At 42.2% G+C, this 18,226-nt stretch carries 13 protein-coding genes; 8 read left to right on the top strand and 5 right to left on the bottom strand.

Annotated elements, in window-relative coordinates; genetic code table 11:
• Nucleotides 1-326: 326 nt before the first annotated feature.
• Complete coding sequence (locus tag FCR06_RS32470) at nucleotides 327-509, top strand: hypothetical protein (RefSeq protein ID WP_223280078.1); 183 nt, start codon at nucleotides 327-329, stop codon at nucleotides 507-509.
• 88 nt (nucleotides 510-597) lie between these two features.
• The gene (locus tag FCR06_RS08540) at nucleotides 598-1,629 is read left to right on the top strand and encodes an HNH endonuclease (protein WP_138498580.1); all 1,032 of its coding nucleotides are present in this window, start codon (nucleotides 598-600) and stop codon (nucleotides 1,627-1,629) included.
• Between the two features lie 57 nt (nucleotides 1,630-1,686).
• On the opposite strand, the gene FCR06_RS08535 is transcribed toward FCR06_RS08540, so the two are convergent.
• Entirely contained in the window at nucleotides 1,687-3,141 is a 1,455-nt protein-coding gene (locus FCR06_RS08535; RefSeq protein WP_138498578.1) for a GTP-binding protein, read from the bottom strand.
• 289 nt (nucleotides 3,142-3,430) lie between these two features.
• On the opposite strand from FCR06_RS08535, the gene FCR06_RS08530 reads away from it, so the two are divergent.
• On the top strand, nucleotides 3,431-5,533 hold the full coding sequence (locus tag FCR06_RS08530) for a flotillin family protein (protein ID WP_138498576.1): 2,103 nt from the start codon (nucleotides 3,431-3,433) through the stop codon (nucleotides 5,531-5,533).
• A gap of 429 nt (nucleotides 5,534-5,962) precedes the next feature.
• Here FCR06_RS08530 and glmU read toward each other — a convergent pair whose 3' ends face one another.
• From glmU to FCR06_RS08515, 3 genes are all read right to left on the bottom strand, one after another.
• Nucleotides 5,963-7,342: a bifunctional UDP-N-acetylglucosamine diphosphorylase/glucosamine-1-phosphate N-acetyltransferase GlmU gene (gene glmU / locus FCR06_RS08525; RefSeq protein WP_138498574.1), complete on the bottom strand. Its 1,380-nt coding sequence runs from the start codon at nucleotides 7,340-7,342 to the stop codon at nucleotides 5,963-5,965.
• Nucleotides 7,343-7,571: 229 nt separating this feature from the next.
• Nucleotides 7,572-8,756: a two-component system response regulator gene (locus FCR06_RS08520; RefSeq protein WP_138498572.1), complete on the bottom strand. Its 1,185-nt coding sequence runs from the start codon at nucleotides 8,754-8,756 to the stop codon at nucleotides 7,572-7,574.
• A 591-nt stretch (nucleotides 8,757-9,347) separates the two neighbouring features.
• The gene (locus FCR06_RS08515) at nucleotides 9,348-10,322 is read right to left on the bottom strand and encodes a tRNA (5-methylaminomethyl-2-thiouridine)(34)-methyltransferase MnmD (RefSeq protein WP_138498783.1); all 975 of its coding nucleotides are present in this window, start codon (nucleotides 10,320-10,322) and stop codon (nucleotides 9,348-9,350) included.
• A 54-nt stretch (nucleotides 10,323-10,376) separates the two neighbouring features.
• Between FCR06_RS08515 and FCR06_RS08510 the strand changes: the two genes are divergently transcribed.
• Nucleotides 10,377-11,195 carry a sulfurtransferase gene (locus FCR06_RS08510; RefSeq protein WP_138498570.1) on the top strand — a complete coding sequence of 273 codons (819 nt, stop codon included), beginning with the start codon at nucleotides 10,377-10,379 and terminating at the stop codon, nucleotides 11,193-11,195.
• 124 nt (nucleotides 11,196-11,319) lie between these two features.
• Here the strand turns inward: FCR06_RS08510 and FCR06_RS08505 are convergent, their stop codons facing one another.
• Complete coding sequence (locus FCR06_RS08505; protein ID WP_138498568.1) at nucleotides 11,320-12,567, bottom strand: hypothetical protein; 1,248 nt, start codon at nucleotides 12,565-12,567, stop codon at nucleotides 11,320-11,322.
• Between the two features lie 624 nt (nucleotides 12,568-13,191).
• On the opposite strand from FCR06_RS08505, the gene FCR06_RS08500 reads away from it, so the two are divergent.
• The 4 genes from FCR06_RS08500 to FCR06_RS08485 all read left to right on the top strand — a co-directional run bounded on the left by FCR06_RS08500 (nucleotide 13,192) and on the right by FCR06_RS08485 (nucleotide 18,225).
• Nucleotides 13,192-14,490, top strand: coding sequence for a FecR family protein (locus FCR06_RS08500; protein WP_138498566.1), 1,299 nt, complete (start codon nucleotides 13,192-13,194; stop codon nucleotides 14,488-14,490).
• Between the two features lie 304 nt (nucleotides 14,491-14,794).
• Complete coding sequence (gor, locus tag FCR06_RS08495; RefSeq protein WP_138498564.1) at nucleotides 14,795-16,171, top strand: glutathione-disulfide reductase; 1,377 nt, start codon at nucleotides 14,795-14,797, stop codon at nucleotides 16,169-16,171.
• A gap of 96 nt (nucleotides 16,172-16,267) precedes the next feature.
• Entirely contained in the window at nucleotides 16,268-16,909 is a 642-nt protein-coding gene (locus tag FCR06_RS08490) for a YqiA/YcfP family alpha/beta fold hydrolase (protein WP_138498563.1), read from the top strand.
• Between the two features lie 170 nt (nucleotides 16,910-17,079).
• A complete protein-coding gene (locus FCR06_RS08485; RefSeq protein ID WP_138498561.1) occupies nucleotides 17,080-18,225 on the top strand; it encodes a histidinol-phosphate transaminase in 1,146 nt (381 codons plus the stop codon).
• Nucleotide 18,226 lies beyond the last annotated feature (1 nt).

Genomic DNA, 18,226 nt, shown 5'->3' with positions numbered 1-18,226 from the left:
AATCTATCAGCAATTTTGCTTAAGAGGTTGAAAGTTAGAGCTCAGAAACTCGGATTTTGAGTAGAGAATTTGACGTTTTAAGTTCTAAAGCTCAAGTTCCGAGTTTTGAAGCTCAATTTAATCGTACTTTTCCGAATCACCTTTTTAGTTGCAGAAAAGCTGGGGATAAACCAAGGACGCGTAGGCGTAGCTCATCGTAGACATCGCAAGAAGGCGAGGCGTAGTTTAGGGACTTCCAATTAAAAAAATATTCCATCCCTGCGGGACGCTACCCGAACGCCTTGAGGGCAGGGGAGCAGGGAGCAGGGGGAGAGAAAGTCGTTTTGATGGGCATGAAATTGGATAATTTATTTTCTGGAAGTCCCTTATCGCAGGAACAATCGATTCTCCCAAAATTACTGAAAGCCGTGCTGATGTGGGTTATTGAAGTGATGAGTGCCGTGTTGGTGGGAAATCTTGAGTCAAGATTTGATTTGGCAGCTTTTGTGAGTGATTCACTATCTCTTTAAAATTTTTGAAAGTAAATTCATCATGAATGCTGAGGTGCTTCTCAGTTTTAGAAAGAGAAACTGGAGCAAACACTCTACAGCAAAAAATATGGATTTTATTAACCAAGCACAGAGGTTGGCAGATACGGTTAAAGATAAAACTCAAGAAGCAGCCAACAATGTAGTAAACGGTATAGATGAGATAGTTGATGGAATCAAGAACGTTACTACCGAGATAACTACTTCAAGTAGCCATGCAGTTAATGATTTACAAAGTTTGTCAACCATAGCAGTACAGTCAGGTTTTCAAACTGTTCAAAATGTTAGTAAAACATTTCAAGAAACTGCTGTTGGAGTTGCCGCTTCTAGCATTGTTATGGCTGATGCTTTGCAAAATTTACCAAAGACAGCTACCGAATTAGCCCAAGAGATGCCTAAGATTGCAAATAGGCTAAGATATCGTGCTGGTGTTCGGGTAGGAGACTTACCTCGTTCTGATACAGATGTGATGAAGCTCTTTGAGAAAATTCCTGGCACATCAAAGCTTGGAGGTAAAGAATATACAATTCGTCAATTTCTTAGAGATAAGCATGGTAGCCACATCAATCCACGTTCCCAAGGTGGATCGAATGCTGCTGATAATATCCTTTGGGAAGTAGGTGTTGACAATCTCCGCCGAGGTGCCAAAGTAATGACCATTGGCGAACAGTTCTATATTCGGGTTTATAATGCGGTAGATTCTATTGTCAGCAATTCTGGGACGATCGCTAAACTTGGCATTACTGCAACGGGAACAGCTATTCTCACTCAGGTTGTAGTCACGGCGATTTCCTACTCTTTGGATCTCTATCGGGGCGACATCAGTGTTGAAGAGTATAAAAATCTAATTTTTGAAGCAGCAAAGGCAGCAGGTATTGCGACACCAATTATTTTTTTGCTCTTGGTTGCTGTGTTAGCTTTATTTCCAGAATTTACTGTTATTCTGTCAGCGCCAGTAGTTGTTGCAGGGTTCAATGCTTTATTTGGTATTAGTATTGCTACACCCATCATTCAATCGCTGGTTCGTCATGTCGAAGCTGGAGGTTTTGGGATAGAATACGCGCACTCTGTCTCAACAGGAGAAGCAAGTAGCATGGATTAAAGCGACTTCTAAAAATGAACATCGCTAACGGAACCTTATTAACTCTACTTATATGTATCACTTTCTGAGTTTTACCTTGTGGAGTAATTCATCTTTAATACGGTTGAGAATTGAAGTCTCATCCAAGTTTGCCAAAATCCGATTAATCACTGCTTTGGGCCCATCAGGCCCCCAAGTTGCACCATTAGCTAAATAAACTTTAGTAACTTGTCCAATACCGTAAGAAGAAACACCAGCCACTCCCGCTTGCGTAATTGCCACTGATATATAAGGGCCAAGGGCCACGCCAGCCGTAGCTGTTGCAGAGATGCCAAGTAAAGTTTTCAATCCACTCAAGCCCAAGTTTGCCAAGAGTTCGCTAGCACCGATACCGCCCATACTCAGAGCAATTTTTTGGAGCAATTGTACGGCTCCAGCTTCGGTCATGGAGAAGCCATAGAGTTTTGATAAACCTAAAATCAAAGCAATATCAATTACCACACTACTAAGAATATCTACCACAGTTACGGGATTAAGAGCGATCGCCACTGCTTTAGCCATTACAGCTTTCCAAATCAACTGATTGGCATTCACCTCACGAATCATCAGTTTTCGTTCTATCAGTTGCTCATTTACAGTGTCAGCATAAAGCATGGTATTGAGAGCCACCAAGGCTTTGCCTTCACGCTGCAAAATCTCTAAAATTTTTAGCTTCAGTTCCTCAACTTGGGCATTACCTGGACGCAACTGTATGCCTCTACTGCCATCAGGACGAAAAACCGCTGTTTTCACCAATGGTGATGCTGCGGCCATGACAATTTCCAAAGGCGTGAGTAATTCGCGCACCCTTTGATCGCGGATTTTGTGATAAATTGCTGTGCGATCGGCTTCTGGATATTGGTCTACTTTGTTAAACACCAAAATTATTGGTTTACCTGCTTCTCGCAGTTGCGAAAGGGCAATATGTTCTATTTTTGTCATGTCGCCAGAGATGACAAACAGAATCAAATCCGCTTGTTTGGCAATCTGTTCAGCCAATGCAGTGCGGGTTGCCCCGTCTACTTCATCTAACCCAGGAGTGTCAATTAATTCTACTTGTGATTGACCGATACCAGGGAGAGTGACTCGCAAAGCACGTTCGGTTTCCCCTACTGCCTCTTCGCTAATAATCCAATTCACTCTTTGTGCAGCACGGGTAACACCATGCAGCGGCCCGGTTTCAAATACTGATTGTCCAACCAAAGCATTGAGTAGTGAAGACTTACCACGTCCCACCATGCCAAAAGCTGCAATCTGCACCACCATGCGGTCTAACTTTAAGAGCATGGTTTCCAAATCAGTAATTTCTGCCTCCAGTCCCGCTTTTTCTTGGGGGCTCAGGTCAAGATTAGTCACTAAATTTCGTAGTGCCGTTTGTGCTTGTTTATAATTCAGTTCCGTCTGAATATCTTCAAAACTGAAAATGGCACTATCTAGTTCTTCCTCCCAAGTGGGTGAATGGCTGTGATGAGGTTCGGGCAATATGGAAGTCATATTAAATTAAATTTTAAATTCACCTCGCTATTCGATCCTAATTATTTTTACCAGGAAATGGGGAATTGGGCATGGAAGTGCTGAGTTAGGACTTAGGAGTGATGAGGTGGGGGATGAAATTTTCTCTCTATCTCTCGGTTGGTGAGTTTCGACTACCCAAAAATCGAGTGAAGTCAAACCGCATCTCCGTACTTTCCACTTTTAACTTTTGAAGGCAAGTTTAAGAAATTGAGGACTGTTTTGTTGAAGTGTTAACTTAGCTAATTAGTTGCCCAAGTGGGCAAAAATTATGAAAAGCTTTCAATCTTGTGTTGGTATCCGTAAAAATAAAATAGCTCGTTTTGCAGCATCAGCCATAGCAACGTTGGCACTCGCAGGCAATATTAATTATGTCAGTGCTACTCCTGTCAAAATAACTACTGCAAAAGAAATCACTCCACTATCAGTCCAACTAAGTCCAGTTAAACTAAATATTCCTCAGTTACAAATTAATCACACTCAGTATCAAACTGCTGGAATCGATGCTTTTGTACTGGTTCCCATCGTACTTGTTGGCGGTTTAGTTATATTTGTTCCCCTATTCTTTGGCGGGCTAGTGGTGATTGGCGAACGGGAAGTTGGTATTGTTGTGAGAAAGTTTACCCTTTCGGGACGCGGACTTCCTGCTGGACGGTTAATTGCCCTCAATGGTGAAGCTGGTTTACAGGCAGATACTCTTGCTCCCGGCTGGCATTGGGGCTATTGGCCTTGGCAATACTCGGTTCGCAAAGAGTCAGTAGTTGTTGTTCCCCAAGGTGAAATCGCTTTAATTGTAGCCGCAGATGGTGAACCCAACCCACCACAGCGTATCCTGGGGAAAATCGTAGATTGTGATAATTACCAAGATGCCCGGAAGTTCCTCAGCCAAGGTGGCGAAAAAGGTCGGCAAATGGGTTTTCTGACAGCTGGGACTTACCGTATTAACACTGCTCTATTTAAAATTATTACCGCAGCAAATGCTACAACTCATGGTATGACTCTAGAACAGTTGCGGGTTTACAGCCTAGCTTCTGATAAAGTCGGCATTGTCACTACTCTGGACGGTTTACCAATTTGTGATGGTGAAATCGCAGGGCAGATAATTGAGGGACATAACAACTTTCAAAATGGTCAGAAATTTATTGATGGCGGTGGCCGACGAGGCTTACAAGAGCAAATTCTGCTTTCTGGTTCTTGGAACTTGAATCCTTGGTTTGTCCAGGTTGAACAAGTGCCGATGACGGAAATTCCTATTGGATATGTAGGTGTGGTGATTTCTTTCGTCGGTAAGGCACATCAAGATGTCAGCGGTGCAGCCTTCACACATGGTAACTTGGTGAATACTGGACACAAGGGTGTATGGGTGGAACCCCTGTATCCTGGGAAGCACCCGATTAATTCGCGGATCATGAAAATGGAACTTGTACCAACGACCAATATTGTATTAAACTGGTCAGACCGTACCGAACGTCACAGTTACGATGCTCAACTGGCTTCCTTAACTGTGCGATCGCGTGATGGATTTGCCTTTGATTTGGAAGTTGCACAAATCATCCATGTGGGTGCTTTGGATGCGCCGAAGGTAATTTCCCGCGTTGGTGCAATGCAAAATCTTGTAGACCACGTATTAGAACCAACTATTGGTAATTATTTCCGCAATTCAGCCCAAGATTATACAGTATTAGACTTTTTAACAGCTCGCAGCGAGCGACAAGCTGAGGCTGCTGAGTATATTAAAACAGCACTGCGGGCTTATGACGTGCAAGCGATCGACACCCTGATTGGTGATATTCAGCCACCAGCGTCGTTAATGCGGACACAAACAGACCGAAAAATTGCCGAAGAAGAACGCAAGACTTATGAAGTCCAGCAGATGGCACAAACCCAACGCCAGCAACTTGTTCGAGAAACAGCCTTAGCTGATATCCAGCAAGAAATGGTAAAATCTGAGCAGAGCGTGCATATAGCCGACTTGAAAGCCCAAGCCGAAATCAAGCAAGCCACAGGTGAAGCTGAGGGGACAAAACTCCGGGCAATTGCCGAGGGTGAAGGGATTCGGGCTACAGGTAACGCCAAAGCTGAAACCTACCGTGCTGGTGTGGAAGCCTTGGGGGCACAAGGTTATACAGCAATGCAACTGATGCAGATTATAGGCGATCGCCATGTCCGCTTGATTCCAGATGTGCTGGTTGGCAGTAACGGCACTAATAACGGCTTAGTAGATGGTCTACTATCATTGATTTTATGGAATCAAACCGCTAAACAGGGCGAACTGACACCAACACCTTTACATCCACAACCGATAAGCCAAACACAATCAACCACAGAAAACGGTATTCCACCCATAATTGCGAATTTTCCTGTAGATAAGTAGGAGCCGATCAAAATGTTACTAGAACTCATGTGAAACCTCTTCTGGGCAAGGGTGTTGGGGGTAGGAGGTAGGGTGTAGTGTCGATCGATATTCATTTCTTAGAGATGAAACAGAGGTTACTTCTTCATTCCCCACACCCCAAAACCAGTAAGATCAATGATTTCCGCTTAACAAGCGTGCCATTTGAATCTGATTCCATTTCAGATTTTGCGGAAAGTCGGAGCGCCGACTTCCCTATAAATTACGTATTCACAAATTAGACAAACAATGATTTTTATAAAAATCAGCAAAAAAGCCGAACACTAACCACTGTTGGACTGGAAAGACGGATAATTTATCAGACCAAACCTACTTAATCTCTGAAAAACTAACCGAATAAGGATAACACTCAAATTTGATTAGAGAACAACTGCGATTAACAGCAATCGTTTATTTATGTCGATCTATAGTTTCATTTGCATTAGTCTTCCTACGCCAACCTAGTTTAACCACCTGACGACTACGAGCGATCGCCAAAGCATCATCAGGAACATTTTCTGTAATTGTGGAACCAGCAGCCACATAGACATCATCACCCAAGGTGACTGGAGCCACTAGAACGCTATTAGCACCTGTTTTAGTGCGATCGCCTATTTTAGTACGATGTTTCTTAACGCCATCATAGTTGGCAGTAATTGTACCGGCACCAATATTCACCTGATTGCCGACGACGCTATCACCTAAGTACGATAAATGTGCTGCATTGGTGCGATCGCCTAACTGCGTGTTTTTCAATTCCACAAAATTTCCGACACGACAACCAGCACCAACTTGTACCTGACCGCGCAAATGGGCGTAGGGACCAATTCGGCTGCCTGCTTTTACTGTGCTATCTGTTACTACTGAATACTGTACTGTGACATTTTCAGCTAATTGGCTATTTTCAATTAAACTTCCCGGACCGATGTGACTTCCTGTTTGAATCACCGTATTTCCCCGCAGATGAGTTTGGGGTTCAATAATTACATCCGGCTGTAACTCAACTGTTTCATCGATGGTGATGCTTGTGGGATCGATGAGGGTAACACCTGCTAGCATCCATTTTTCCTTGACTCGCCTTTGCAGAATTTCGTAGGCTATTGCCAGTTGTAGGCGATCGTTAATGCCGAGAATTTCTTGATAATCTTGTACATCCACTGCCATCACTTGTCCAACCTGAGTAACGGCATCGGTAAGATAATATTCTTTTTGGGCATTATTTGCCTGTAAGTAGGGGAGTACTTGGGCTAAATTTTGCCAGCGAAAGCAATAAACCCCAGCGTTAATCCGGTGATTTTGTCTTTGGGCAGCACTACAATCCTTGTGTTCAACCATTTGCTGCACAATATTTATATCGTTACAAAAAACACGCCCGTAGCCTGTGGGGTCGGGTAGGTGTGAGGTGAGAATAGTGGCGGCGTTCTGATTTTGGGCGTGAGTTTGTAACATCTGCTGAAGGGTTTCACTACGTATCAACGGTAAATCACCGTTGAGTACCAGTAAATCTCCAGTGTAATCTTGTAAGTAGGGAAGTAATTGCTGGATGGCATGACCTGTTCCCAATTGCACAGTCTGTTCGACAAACTCCAAATTGGAAATTGAATGCATAGCAGCTTTCACTTCTTCAGACTGATACCCGATGATCGCGATTTGTCGTGAGGGCGAGAGAGGCTCTACACTTTCGATAACTCTCTCTAGTAGCGATCGCCCACCCAAAGAATGTAGAACCTTGGGTAAACCTGATTTCATTCGTGTGCCGCGTCCGGCTGCTAGAATTGCTACAACTACCATAATCAGCTATTAGTAAAACTGTAATTAATGCTATTTCCTACTTCCAGATGTAGGCTCAAATCATATACCAGCTAATCATAGAAGACTCCTTTGAGCAAAGGAGTCAGAATTCAAAATTTAAGAGTACAGAACTCAAAATTCATAACTCAAAAGAACTTCACTTAATAAAAAGCCGAGAGTATGATAATGTCAATTAGCCTTGATTACAGTAGCTAGAAGTCATTATTCCCTACTCCCTGTTCTTTGTGAAAAAACGAATAAACTCCGCAAACTGCTGCATTAGTTTAGGATTGCGCCAACCAGAATCAGCTTCTTCAAGCATCACTGAGAGTGCTTCTTGTGTTGTCAAAGCTTCTTTGTAAGGTCGTTCGCTGGTTAGGGCATCATAAATATCAATTAACTGAAATATCTGCGCCAAATATGGGATCTCATCCCCTTTAAGTTTATCGGGGTAGCCTGAGCCATCCCAACGTTCGTGGTGATGGCGAATAATCGGAATTACACCTTGCATACTACGTAGCGGTTGGCAGATTTTCTCTCCAATCAAAACGTGCTGCTGCATAATTTGCCAATCTTCCGGGGTGAGTTTGCCTTTTTTGAGCAGCACTGCATCGGGAATACCTACTTTGCCAATATCGTGAAGATAACCGCCCCACATCAAATCTCGAATTTGGTAGCGCGAGAGATTGAGGTATTCACCAAAGGCTTGTCCCAGTTTTACCAAGCGTTCGCAATGGTCACCTGTATTGGGATCGCGACTTTCAATGGACATGGCAATGGAAAACAGCACTTGTTCGGCATGGTCTAAGTCTTCGTTGAGACGCTTCTGCCGCACCAGGGACTTGACACGCGCCGCCAGTTCCACACGATCAAAAGGTTTGGTGAGAAAATCATCTCCACCGACTTCAATTCCTCGAATACGCGATCGCCTGTCATTTAATGCTGTAATAAATATTACTGGGATTAGCCTGGTTTGCTCATCCTGTTTGAGCAATTGACAGACTTCAAATCCATCCATTCCCGGCATCATCACATCCAGCAAAATCAAATCTGGTTGTTTTTGCCTTACCAATCCCACAACAATAGAACCACTGTCCGCTTCAATGACTTCGTATCCTTCCATCCCTAAGAGAGCAACAGCAGTCAGGCGACTAGCTGCATGGTCGTCAACCACTAAAACCTTTGGTGGATCTAAATCAAAACCATTCACTTTAGAAGCTTTGGGTTGTAGTGTTTTAGAGACCAATGAATCTTGATTGCAAGTTTTCATCCAAGAAGACGCTGCTTGGGTATCTTCAAGCATCAAGTGTTCTTGAGATAAGCCTAAAGAATAACCCTCTATATTTTGCGATCTGACGGTATGATTTGAACCGATACTTTTCACTTTGCTTAGGGGGTTTGACCCATTAACAATTTATTCTGTAAAGCTTCTATGGTTGGATTTCCATTGAATTACAAAGGTACTGCAATTATTTCTACAAGTTAACAGTGTCAGATTTCAAAAACAAATTTAGTATTTGACTGTATTTGACTTAGGCTTTCCATAGGCATTATCTTATGATGTCAAGCTGCTGATATAGATTTTTCACCCTATGTATTTTTTATGTTACGAATAAGCAGTATATTATTGTCAAATTTTTTGCTTCTGATTCTAGTATCATATAACTAGTACAAATGTAAAATCAGGCTTTTCACGGAGATTTTTAAGGATGCCAGCGCCACAAAAGCTTGTAATTGCCTGCTTATTAGCGAAATATCCGATTTTGACTTGACAGTGTTGATAGTAGTCATTAGGTCTAAACATTTTTACTTACTCAGTTATAGCAATAGTTAAATACTGCTAACCACAATGTAATATTAATTACTTATTATAGTTTAAGTTATTTAGCTAAAAAAAACTTGTTGCTTGAGTACTAAAAAACGAAATGAGAATTTTAAAGAAAAATATGTCTAACTTTTGTGGAATCAAGGACTGAGGACAAGGCTGATAATTTTGCTCGTGCAACTATAAACTAGTTCCCATAAAATCCCTGCCTTGTGTTGCCGATAGCCACCTTTTTCGCCAGTGGGAGGTAGGTTCGAGGGAAGAGGTTTGTTGCTGTTCTTGTCGCCGTCTGACTATAACTTCACTGGGATCGCTCAATTCGGGATCGCGGTAGGGAATGGCAGCACGAGTTAGTAAGTGTTCTTTCTCAGGTTGGGAGAGGAGTGTAGAAAGGCAGGGGGGCAAAGGGGTAGGGGAGAATTTTGTTGCAAAATTCTGCGTCTGAGAGCGTCCCCGTGTCAGAGTATGCTGATTGTGTGCTGCTACAGTACCAGGCGATCGCCTGCCCACAGGTGGAGTAGAACCGATTGCTAACCCAGCAGACAAAAGTGCTGTACGCACAGCAGCAGCACAAGAATAGGTAGCTAATAAACCATCTCGATCTAAACACAATGACAGTTGTTTAATAAATTCAACAGTCCATAATTGGGGACACTGTGGTGGTGAAAAGGGATCGAGGAAAATTGCATCTGCCGAGAAATCCAACTGACGTACTAGGGCGATCGTCTTTCTAGCATCACCAATTAGCAGCTTCGCTTTCAGACAAGCTGTTTGTACTTGAAGCTCAGAAGCTAATTGGGACAAAATTTTAATGTAATTGCAGTTCCAGCTGTCGAACAAATGATGAGCGATCGCCGCTTGTGGTACTGCTGGGTTCAGTTCTAACCCGATTACTTCAACATTACAACTGGGATTCACTGCCCAAATTGTCTGCAAAGCAGCGGCAGTGTTATATCCTAAACCATAACAAACATCCAACAGTCGTAAGACTGGTTTTTGGGCAGCTGTAGTCAGCTGAGTTGGTTCCACAAACTTGAAAAAACTTTCCTGTTTAGCACCATAATGGCTATGAAAGGATTCATTAAACTCTTGAGAGACAAAGGTGAAAGAACCATCTGCTGTGATCTGAGGTGTAAAATTCTCTAAGTTTGACATCTTGTAAATAAATTTGTCATTAGTCATTAGCAAATTATCAATCCCCCATGCCCTATGACCAATACCCAATTTGTTGTTTCGCCAACTTGGCTGTTTGAACACCTAGAAGATCCGCAAGTAGCGATCGTGGATTGTCGCTTTTCTCTAGCCGAACCGCAATTAGGACAACAACAGTACCTAACAAGTCATATTAAGGGGTCATATTATCTTGATTTAAACCAGGATCTTTCCAGTCCAGTGGGTAAGCATGGCGGGAGACATCCTCTACCTAACCCTGATGATATCGCTAATAAATTTGCAACGATAGGGGTGAATTACCAAAAAACTCTAGTTGTAGCTTATGATGATTCCCGCTTTGCTTTTGCGGCTCGTTTGTGGTGGTTGTTACGCTATCTAGGACACGAACAAGTAGCAGTACTCGATGGAGGCTTCACTGGATGGCAAAAAGCTGGGTATCCGGTTACAGATGTTATTCCTCAACCGCAGATGGCGACATTTGTATCTCAAGTGCAAACAGAAAAAGTTGTAGATATTACAGCCGTGAAAAGCCGCAAAGATAAACCAGATGTAGTCTTAGTAGATTCTAGAGAAAGCGATCGCTACCGAGGTGAAGGAGAATCAATTGATAAAATTGCTGGACATATTCCTGGTGCGGTTAACTATCCTTGGCGAGAAGTTACAGACTCTACTGGCTACCTACTCCCGCAAGCCGAACAGCGCCGTCGGTGGGAGAACTTAGAAACAGCCCAAGAAATCTTAGTTTATTGCGGTTCCGGCGTTACTGCTTGTGTAAACTTACTTTCTCTAGAATTAGCTGGCATTAGCAAGGGAAAACTTTATGCTGGTAGCTGGAGCGATTGGATTAGTTATTAGTCATTGGTCATTAGTTATTTAGAAAGGACAAAAAACAAAGTGCGAAGTTAGCTCGAAGATTTTCTGCGATTAAAACTCTGTAACAGAAGATAAATGATAAATGACTAATGACTAATCACAAATTTCAAAACCGACCTAATTCCAAACTGTAATTAATACTGAAGAACCAGCTGTCAAAATCAATATTTTGGGCGGTTGAACTACCTAAAGTAAACCCAGTCTGGACATTCATGCTGCTGAAATCGGATATTCGGTAATTTAAATGCCCAAATAGCCGATGAAATTGGTCTTCTCGATCGCGCTGGGTAAAGTCAGAGAAGTTTCCCTGGTAGTCAATACCAACTTGCAGAGGCTTTTGCAAGTAGTAGTTTAGAGAAAACCAAAAAGAATTGATAATCCGACTGCGACTTAGGGGATCGGCAAAATTTACACTTAGTTCGTAGAAGCTATCTAAGACTAATCTTGAGGTTAAGGGATCTCGGCGTCCGAAAGACAGTTGTACGGAACTTTCGTTTAAAAAGCGATCGCCTGCATTGAAGCTGTTGGGGTGAGCACTGTTATTGGCATAAAATAACTGCTGATTACTGAAATTGAGTTCTCCGTACATTCGCCTCGAGAGCTGTCGGTAAAGACTGAGATTAAATCTTAACTGGTTGTAATGGTATTGTGACTGATCTAGATAACGAATGATATTGCCATCAATTGAGCCGTTTAAATAAGTTTTAGATCCTATAGGAAAATATGCAGAGGATAGTGTCAGCCCAGAAATAATTAAACCATCTTCTATGGGATTATCTTTTGAGGAAAAAATGTTAGTCGTCTGGAAGTAACCTACACGACCTTGTAGATAGCCGATGGGTTTAAACTTAGACACAGGTTGCGGTGGGAGTGGCTGTTGTTCTAAGGGTCGTAAGCGCACGCGCAACCCAAGTTCGCGTGCGCTATTAGACTCAAGCGGCTGTTTTGGCTGTTGTAGCAGGTTTCTTAGTCTCTCTAGCCTTTGAGAACGATTGAAGTCAGGTGGATTCAATAGTTGTTGTGTTGAGTCTGGAGGAGATATAGGCAAATTACTCGGCTGCGATTCTAGCGGCGGCGGGTCATTTTCTGCTGGAGTATCCCCCGGTTCTTGGTTTGGTGCTGGTTGGGCTTGTGTAATTTCTAGTGCTACTTGATTCCAAGCCGCCCATTCTTTCCTAACTCGCTGTGCTATTGGCGTTGCGTCTTGTAGAGAAGTCGGGGAGAGGGCGTAACTCATTGATCCCAAATCATGATTTGCAGATTCCGCTGCATCAACTCTAATGCAACAACAGCTTCCACAACTGGAAGCTAACAAAATCCAAAAAAATAAATTTTTCCAGTTCTTGAGTTGCATCTGTTAGATCGCGTTGAGCGCCTTTGGCGAATATAGACCTAAAAGCTGCATCATAAGTTCCGATTCAGAAAATACAATTGAGTGTAGCTAACTCAGCTTTTTAGGTATATACTTAGAGCTACAAATTCATATTGCAGTTTTTTGGATTTATTCCTAGACTTTGTTGCCTGAATCATCTGTTATCATACAAGGCTATCTCAATTATTGTTAAATCAGTAGGCGGAAATAAATAGAGCTATGTTACAAAATATCAACATTACTCAAACTTTTACAATGAAAACTGAGAAACAATGACTATTATACGGAAACTTTCAGGTGATTTAGCAGAGTTGGTGATAAATAAAATATTTAATATTTCAAGAGATATCCTCTAAATTATTGTGCATTTAGTTATTTGTATCATTCATTAAGTTTTAAAGCTGCTTTATATTTAGTTTCATTAAACGTAAATTTCAGAATAAAAAGCTAAAGAAACTCAATACATCTTTAGAGGTTGTTTATTTTATTTGTTAAATGTAAACTAAAGTGCAGATAAATTTACCTCAAAAAGTGGCTATAAAAATTACCCACAGCTGAAAAATTCAGTATTTTTGGTATTAATTGAAGTTTATAAATTATCAAACTATGATTAATAAATCATTACCACTATTAGTAATAAGCTTATGGGGAATTATGGTACTGCCTTTGCCAAATCGGGTAAGTGCCGTAACTCCTTTAACACGAGCTGAGATTCAGAATCTCCGCAACTTAGTACAACTAATACCCAAAAACAAACTCAAAAAGCGTCCGGCACAAAAATCAGATGCAATGATTCCTGGGGATGGATTATCAACTGGTCGAGCTTCGTTAGCTGACTTGCGGTTTAACGATGGCTCTTTGGCAAGAGTTGGGGAACAGGCGATATTTCAATTTTTGCCCAAGACTCGCAGCTTTAGACTGTCAAACGGGACTGCGTTGCTGCTTATACCACCTGGAAGGGGGCAAACACGTATACAAACGCCAAGTGCAGCAGCGGCAATTCGTGGTTCAGCATTATTTGTACGCTACGACCAACAAACAGATACTACGATTGTCGGTGCGCTAACAAATAGTGGCATTGAAGTTTCTAATAAGGAAGCTTCTCAAACTCAGATGCTGCAAGCAGGACAGCTGATGGTTATAGTTAAAGGTAAATTTCAGGGTTTATACGATTTTGATCTGAGAAGTTTTTATGAAACGAGCGATCTGGTTCGGGGACTTGATTTAACTAGGCAAAATGTTACACCTAATGCTGACCCAGCGATCGCCAGCGTTCAAGCTGAAACTGCTACGGCTTTACAAGCACAGTCGCCAGTAACAGGTCAGGGAGTAGTTGAAAACCCATCTTTCTTACAATTAACTGCTAGCCCTGAAAATTCTGTGACCAACGATATTGTCACGAATGCTCCCGCTGTAGACCCTATTAAAGATGATTCCTCAGTAAACTCCTTTGAAGAAACAGGACAAATCCTATTAAATAATAGGCAGGGTAATACAACTAGTAATAATAACGCTAATGTTGATTCTACTGGAACCATAACCAAACCTCAAACTCCTTTGGTTCAGCCAACACCCACTGGGTCAGTAACTATCACCCCACAACCAACGCCACCTAGTGGGTCGGGAACTACTATCCCACAACCAACGCCACCTAGTGGGTCGGGAACTACTATCCCAGAACCAACACCACCTACTGGGTCAGGAACTACTACTCCAGAACCAACACCACCTACTGGGTCGGGAACTACTACTCCAGAACCAACACCACCTACTGGGTCGGGAACTACTACTCCAGAACCAACACCACCTACTGGGTCGGGAACTACTACTCCAGAACCAACACCACCTACTGGGTCGGGAACTACTACCCCACAACCAACGCCACCTGCACCGGAGACAACTTGAGCTAACTTTTTTGCTAAGACTTTCAGAGTTCAGTAGTATTTTCTAAACTTAGTTTTTCAAACCTAATGAAAGGATAAATTTATACCCTATACCAGAGGCAGAACTATCAGAAATTTTAACTACTGCCTCTACACTCACTAAAGCAAAAAGTGATATTCCCTACCACCAGAGAGTATCTGCTAACGCTAGATTAAATCAAGGACAGGACTTACACAGGATTCACCAGATATCCTTATATAGTTGAATTACGTTCTGCGTGAAAGTTACTAGGAACTAACTTCTTGCTAGAGAGATACAAAAATTTATGACTTTTGATTACGACCTGTTTGTAATTGGTGCGGGTTCTGGAGGTTTAGCGGCTTCCAAACGGGCGGCTAGCTACGGAGCTAAAGTGGCGATCGCTGAATATGATTTAGTTGGTGGCACTTGTGTAATTCGCGGTTGCATTCCCAAAAAACTTATGGTCTATGGCTCTCACTTTCCTGCACTCTTCACTGAGGCCTCAGGCTATGGCTGGAAAGTAGGTAATACAGAATTGGACTGGGAACATTTTATTACATCTATAGACCAGGAAGTTCGGCGACTGTCACAATTACATATCAGCCTTTTAGAAAAAGCAGGAGTAGAATTAATTCCAGGTCGCGCCGCATTTATAGACCCCCACACAGTAGAACTTGATGGACGTAAAATTACAGCAGACAAAATTTTAATTGCTGTTGGCGGACGTCCTGTGAAACCGGATTTACCAGGAATGGAATACGGCATTACCTCCAACGAAATCTTTCATCTCAAACAACAACCAAAACACATCGTCATTCTTGGCGCTGGTTACATTGGCACGGAATTTGCCTGTATTATGCGCGGTTTGGGTTCTGAGGTAACCCAAATTTGCAGAGGTAACAATATTTTAAAGGGGTTCGATGAAGACATCGCCAAAGAAATTGAAGAGGGGATGACAAACCACGGAATTCGGCTGATTAAGAATCATGTCGTAAAAGTAATTGAACGTGTACCACAAGGGTTTAAGCTAACTTTATCAGGGGAAAACCAAGAATCAGTAATTGCCGATGTGTTTTTAGTAGCCACTGGTCGCGCTCCCAATGTAGATGGATTGAGTTTAGAAAACGCTGGAGTTAATATCGTGCCCAGTTCTGTAGAAAGACCAGGGTATTACACCACAGGTGCGATCGCGGTCAATGAATATAGTCAAACTAGTCAACCAAATATCTTTGCTGTTGGTGATGTCACTGACCGAATTAATTTAACTCCTGTAGCAATTGGTGAAGGTCGCGCCTTTGCTGATAGCGAATTTGGCAATAGTCGCCGAGCCTTCAATTACCAAAATGTGCCCACAGCCGTATTTTCTACCCCGGAAGCCTCAACAGTAGGCTGGACAGAAGCCGAAGCCCGGGAGAAATTAGGTGATGCCGTCAAAATTTATCGTAGCCGTTTTCGCCCGATGTATCATAGTTTGACTGGTAAGATAGAGAAAACAATGATGAAGCTAGTAGTTGATAACAACACTGACAAAGTGCTAGGCGCTCACATGGTGGGTGAACATGCTGCTGAGATCATTCAAGGTGTGGCGATCGCTGTCAACATGGGCGCAACCAAAAAAGACTTTGACGCTACTGTTGGCATTCATCCCTCGGTAGCTGAAGAATTTGTCACAATGCGATAACTAGGTCATTAGTCCTTTGTCATCTGTCAAATGTCTGTTGTCATTTGTCAATAACTAATGACCAATGACAAAGGACGACCCAATGGAAAAACTTGAATGCCTACTCAGTATATATACTTACATGGCTTTGCTTCCAGTCCCAAATCTGCCAAAGCGCGGTACATAGGCGATCGCTTTAGCCAAATTCACACTGAACTGAAAATTCCTGATTTGAATGCTGGTGATTTTTCCCAGTTGACAATCACCCGTCAAATTGCTCAAGTGGCAGCAGAATTCCCGAAGGATTCTATACCAGTAACGCTCATTGGCTCAAGTTTGGGTGGTTTAACTGCTGCCCACCTAGCACAGCAACATTTACAAGTACAACGCTTAGTCTTGCTAGCCCCAGCTTTTGGGTTTTTATCCCATTGGTTAGTGAAATTAACAGATGAGGAAATACAGCATTGGCAGCAAGAAAAATATCTTATGGTGTATCACCATGGGGAAAGGCGATCGCTTCCCTTAAGTTATGATTTTGTGACAGATGCAGCACAATACCAAGAGGAACTTTTGCAACGTTTCATTCCTACGCTGATTTTGCACGGAAAGAATGATGAAGTTATCCCCATTCAAGCAAGTCGTAACTTTAAGCGTTGGCGTCCTTGGGTGGAATTAGTTGAATTCGATAGTGACCATGCTTTAGGTAATGTTGTGGAAGAAATTTGGCAAGCAATTAGCCTCTTCTGCCAGTTGCCTTGAAGTTGTAAAATATTAAACTTACATATAATTAAAATATTTTGCAGTAAGTACTACTTAATTCGTAGATCGATGAAGGCTATATTCAGTCACTCTTAAAAATCATTGAGTGAAATTAAAACTTTTGTAAACAGTATTGATTTAAAATCTAAAATCTAAAATCTAAAACCGATATGCTTCCCTTCATCCGACCAGATTTAGCACAATTTACCGCCTACAAACCCCACCCTGGCAGCGATACAGCAGCATCTGTCCCAACGCAGTTAGATCGCCTTGATACAAATGAAAGCCCCTATGATTTACCGCCTCAATTAAAAGAAAAGTTAGCCTGGACATATCAGCAAGTAATTGAAACAAATCGTTATCCTGATGGCGGACATGAGACACTTAAGAATGCGATCGCCGAGTACGTTAATGAATCAGCGGATGTTTCATCATCCTTTACCGCTGCCAATATTTCTGTAGGCAATGGTTCAGATGAACTAATCCGCTCTTTGTTAATCGCTACCTGTTTAGGAGGAGAAGGTTCAATTCTCGTTGCCAATCCCACTTTCTCCATGTACGGGATTTTGGCACAAACTTTGGGCATTCCTGTAGTGATGGTGGGTAGAAATGAAACAAATTTTGAAATTGACTTAKAAGCTGCACAGTCTGCCATTGAAGAAACTCAAAATCCTCCCATTCGGGTAGTTTTTGTAGTACATCCCAATTCGCCAACTGCTAATAGCTTAAGTGCGGCAGAGTTAATATGGTTAAAAAGTTTGCCAGAGCATATTTTGGTAGTAATTGATGAAGCTTACTTTGAATTTAGCCAAAGTAGTTTAGTGGGTGAATTGCAGCATCATTCTAACTGGGTGATTTTACGTACTTTTTCTAAAGCTTTTCGATTGGCATCTCTTCGCGTTGGTTATTGTGTTGCTCACCCAGAAGCGATCGCCATCTTAGAAAAAATCCGCTTACCCTACAATCTTCCCAGCTTTTCTATAGCAGCAGGCTTAATTGCTTTACAAAACCGCACACTCTTACTTGAGTCAATTCCCCAAACCTTGAGCGAACGAGGCAAAATCATTGAAGCTTTATCTCAGCAGCCACAATTAGAAATCACAGTTAGTGCTGCTAATTTTATTTACCTGCGTCTAAAATCGAATGATTCGCACGATAAAGACGCTACTTTAAAAAGTTTACACTACCAACTCAAGACTCTCGGCACTCTTGTACGATATGTTAGCGGCGGATTGCGAATTACTGTAGGAACGAGCGACGAAAATGCCCGCACTACTAATCGAGTAAAAGCTGTTTTAGCAAATTTGGAATCTTAGC

It is taken from the genome of Nostoc sp. PA-18-2419 (assembly GCF_005869855.1).
GTDB lineage: Bacteria > Cyanobacteriota > Cyanobacteriia > Cyanobacteriales > Nostocaceae > Nostoc.
Note: the sequence above shows the minus strand (reverse complement) of the source record. Positions and strands in the feature narration are given on the sequence as shown.

Excerpts from the sequence above, each read along its gene's own strand:
- gor (WP_138498564.1), top strand. The coding sequence starts at position 14,795 with ATGACTTTTGATTACGACCTGTTTGTAATTGGTGCGGGTTCTGGAGGT.
- glmU (WP_138498574.1), bottom strand. The coding sequence starts at position 7,342 with ATGGTAGTTGTAGCAATTCTAGCAGCCGGACGCGGCACACGAATGAAA.
- FCR06_RS08505 (WP_138498568.1), bottom strand. The coding sequence starts at position 12,567 with ATGCAACTCAAGAACTGGAAAAATTTATTTTTTTGGATTTTGTTAGCT.
- FCR06_RS08500 (WP_138498566.1), top strand. The coding sequence starts at position 13,192 with ATGATTAATAAATCATTACCACTATTAGTAATAAGCTTATGGGGAATT.
- FCR06_RS32470 (WP_223280078.1), top strand. The coding sequence starts at position 327 with ATGGGCATGAAATTGGATAATTTATTTTCTGGAAGTCCCTTATCGCAG.
- FCR06_RS08530 (WP_138498576.1), top strand. The coding sequence starts at position 3,431 with ATGAAAAGCTTTCAATCTTGTGTTGGTATCCGTAAAAATAAAATAGCT.
- FCR06_RS08510 (WP_138498570.1), top strand. The coding sequence starts at position 10,377 with ATGACCAATACCCAATTTGTTGTTTCGCCAACTTGGCTGTTTGAACAC.
- FCR06_RS08515 (WP_138498783.1), bottom strand. The coding sequence starts at position 10,322 with ATGTCAAACTTAGAGAATTTTACACCTCAGATCACAGCAGATGGTTCT.
- FCR06_RS08540 (WP_138498580.1), top strand. The coding sequence starts at position 598 with ATGGATTTTATTAACCAAGCACAGAGGTTGGCAGATACGGTTAAAGAT.
- FCR06_RS08535 (WP_138498578.1), bottom strand. The coding sequence starts at position 3,141 with ATGACTTCCATATTGCCCGAACCTCATCACAGCCATTCACCCACTTGG.
- FCR06_RS08490 (WP_138498563.1), top strand. The coding sequence starts at position 16,268 with ATGCCTACTCAGTATATATACTTACATGGCTTTGCTTCCAGTCCCAAA.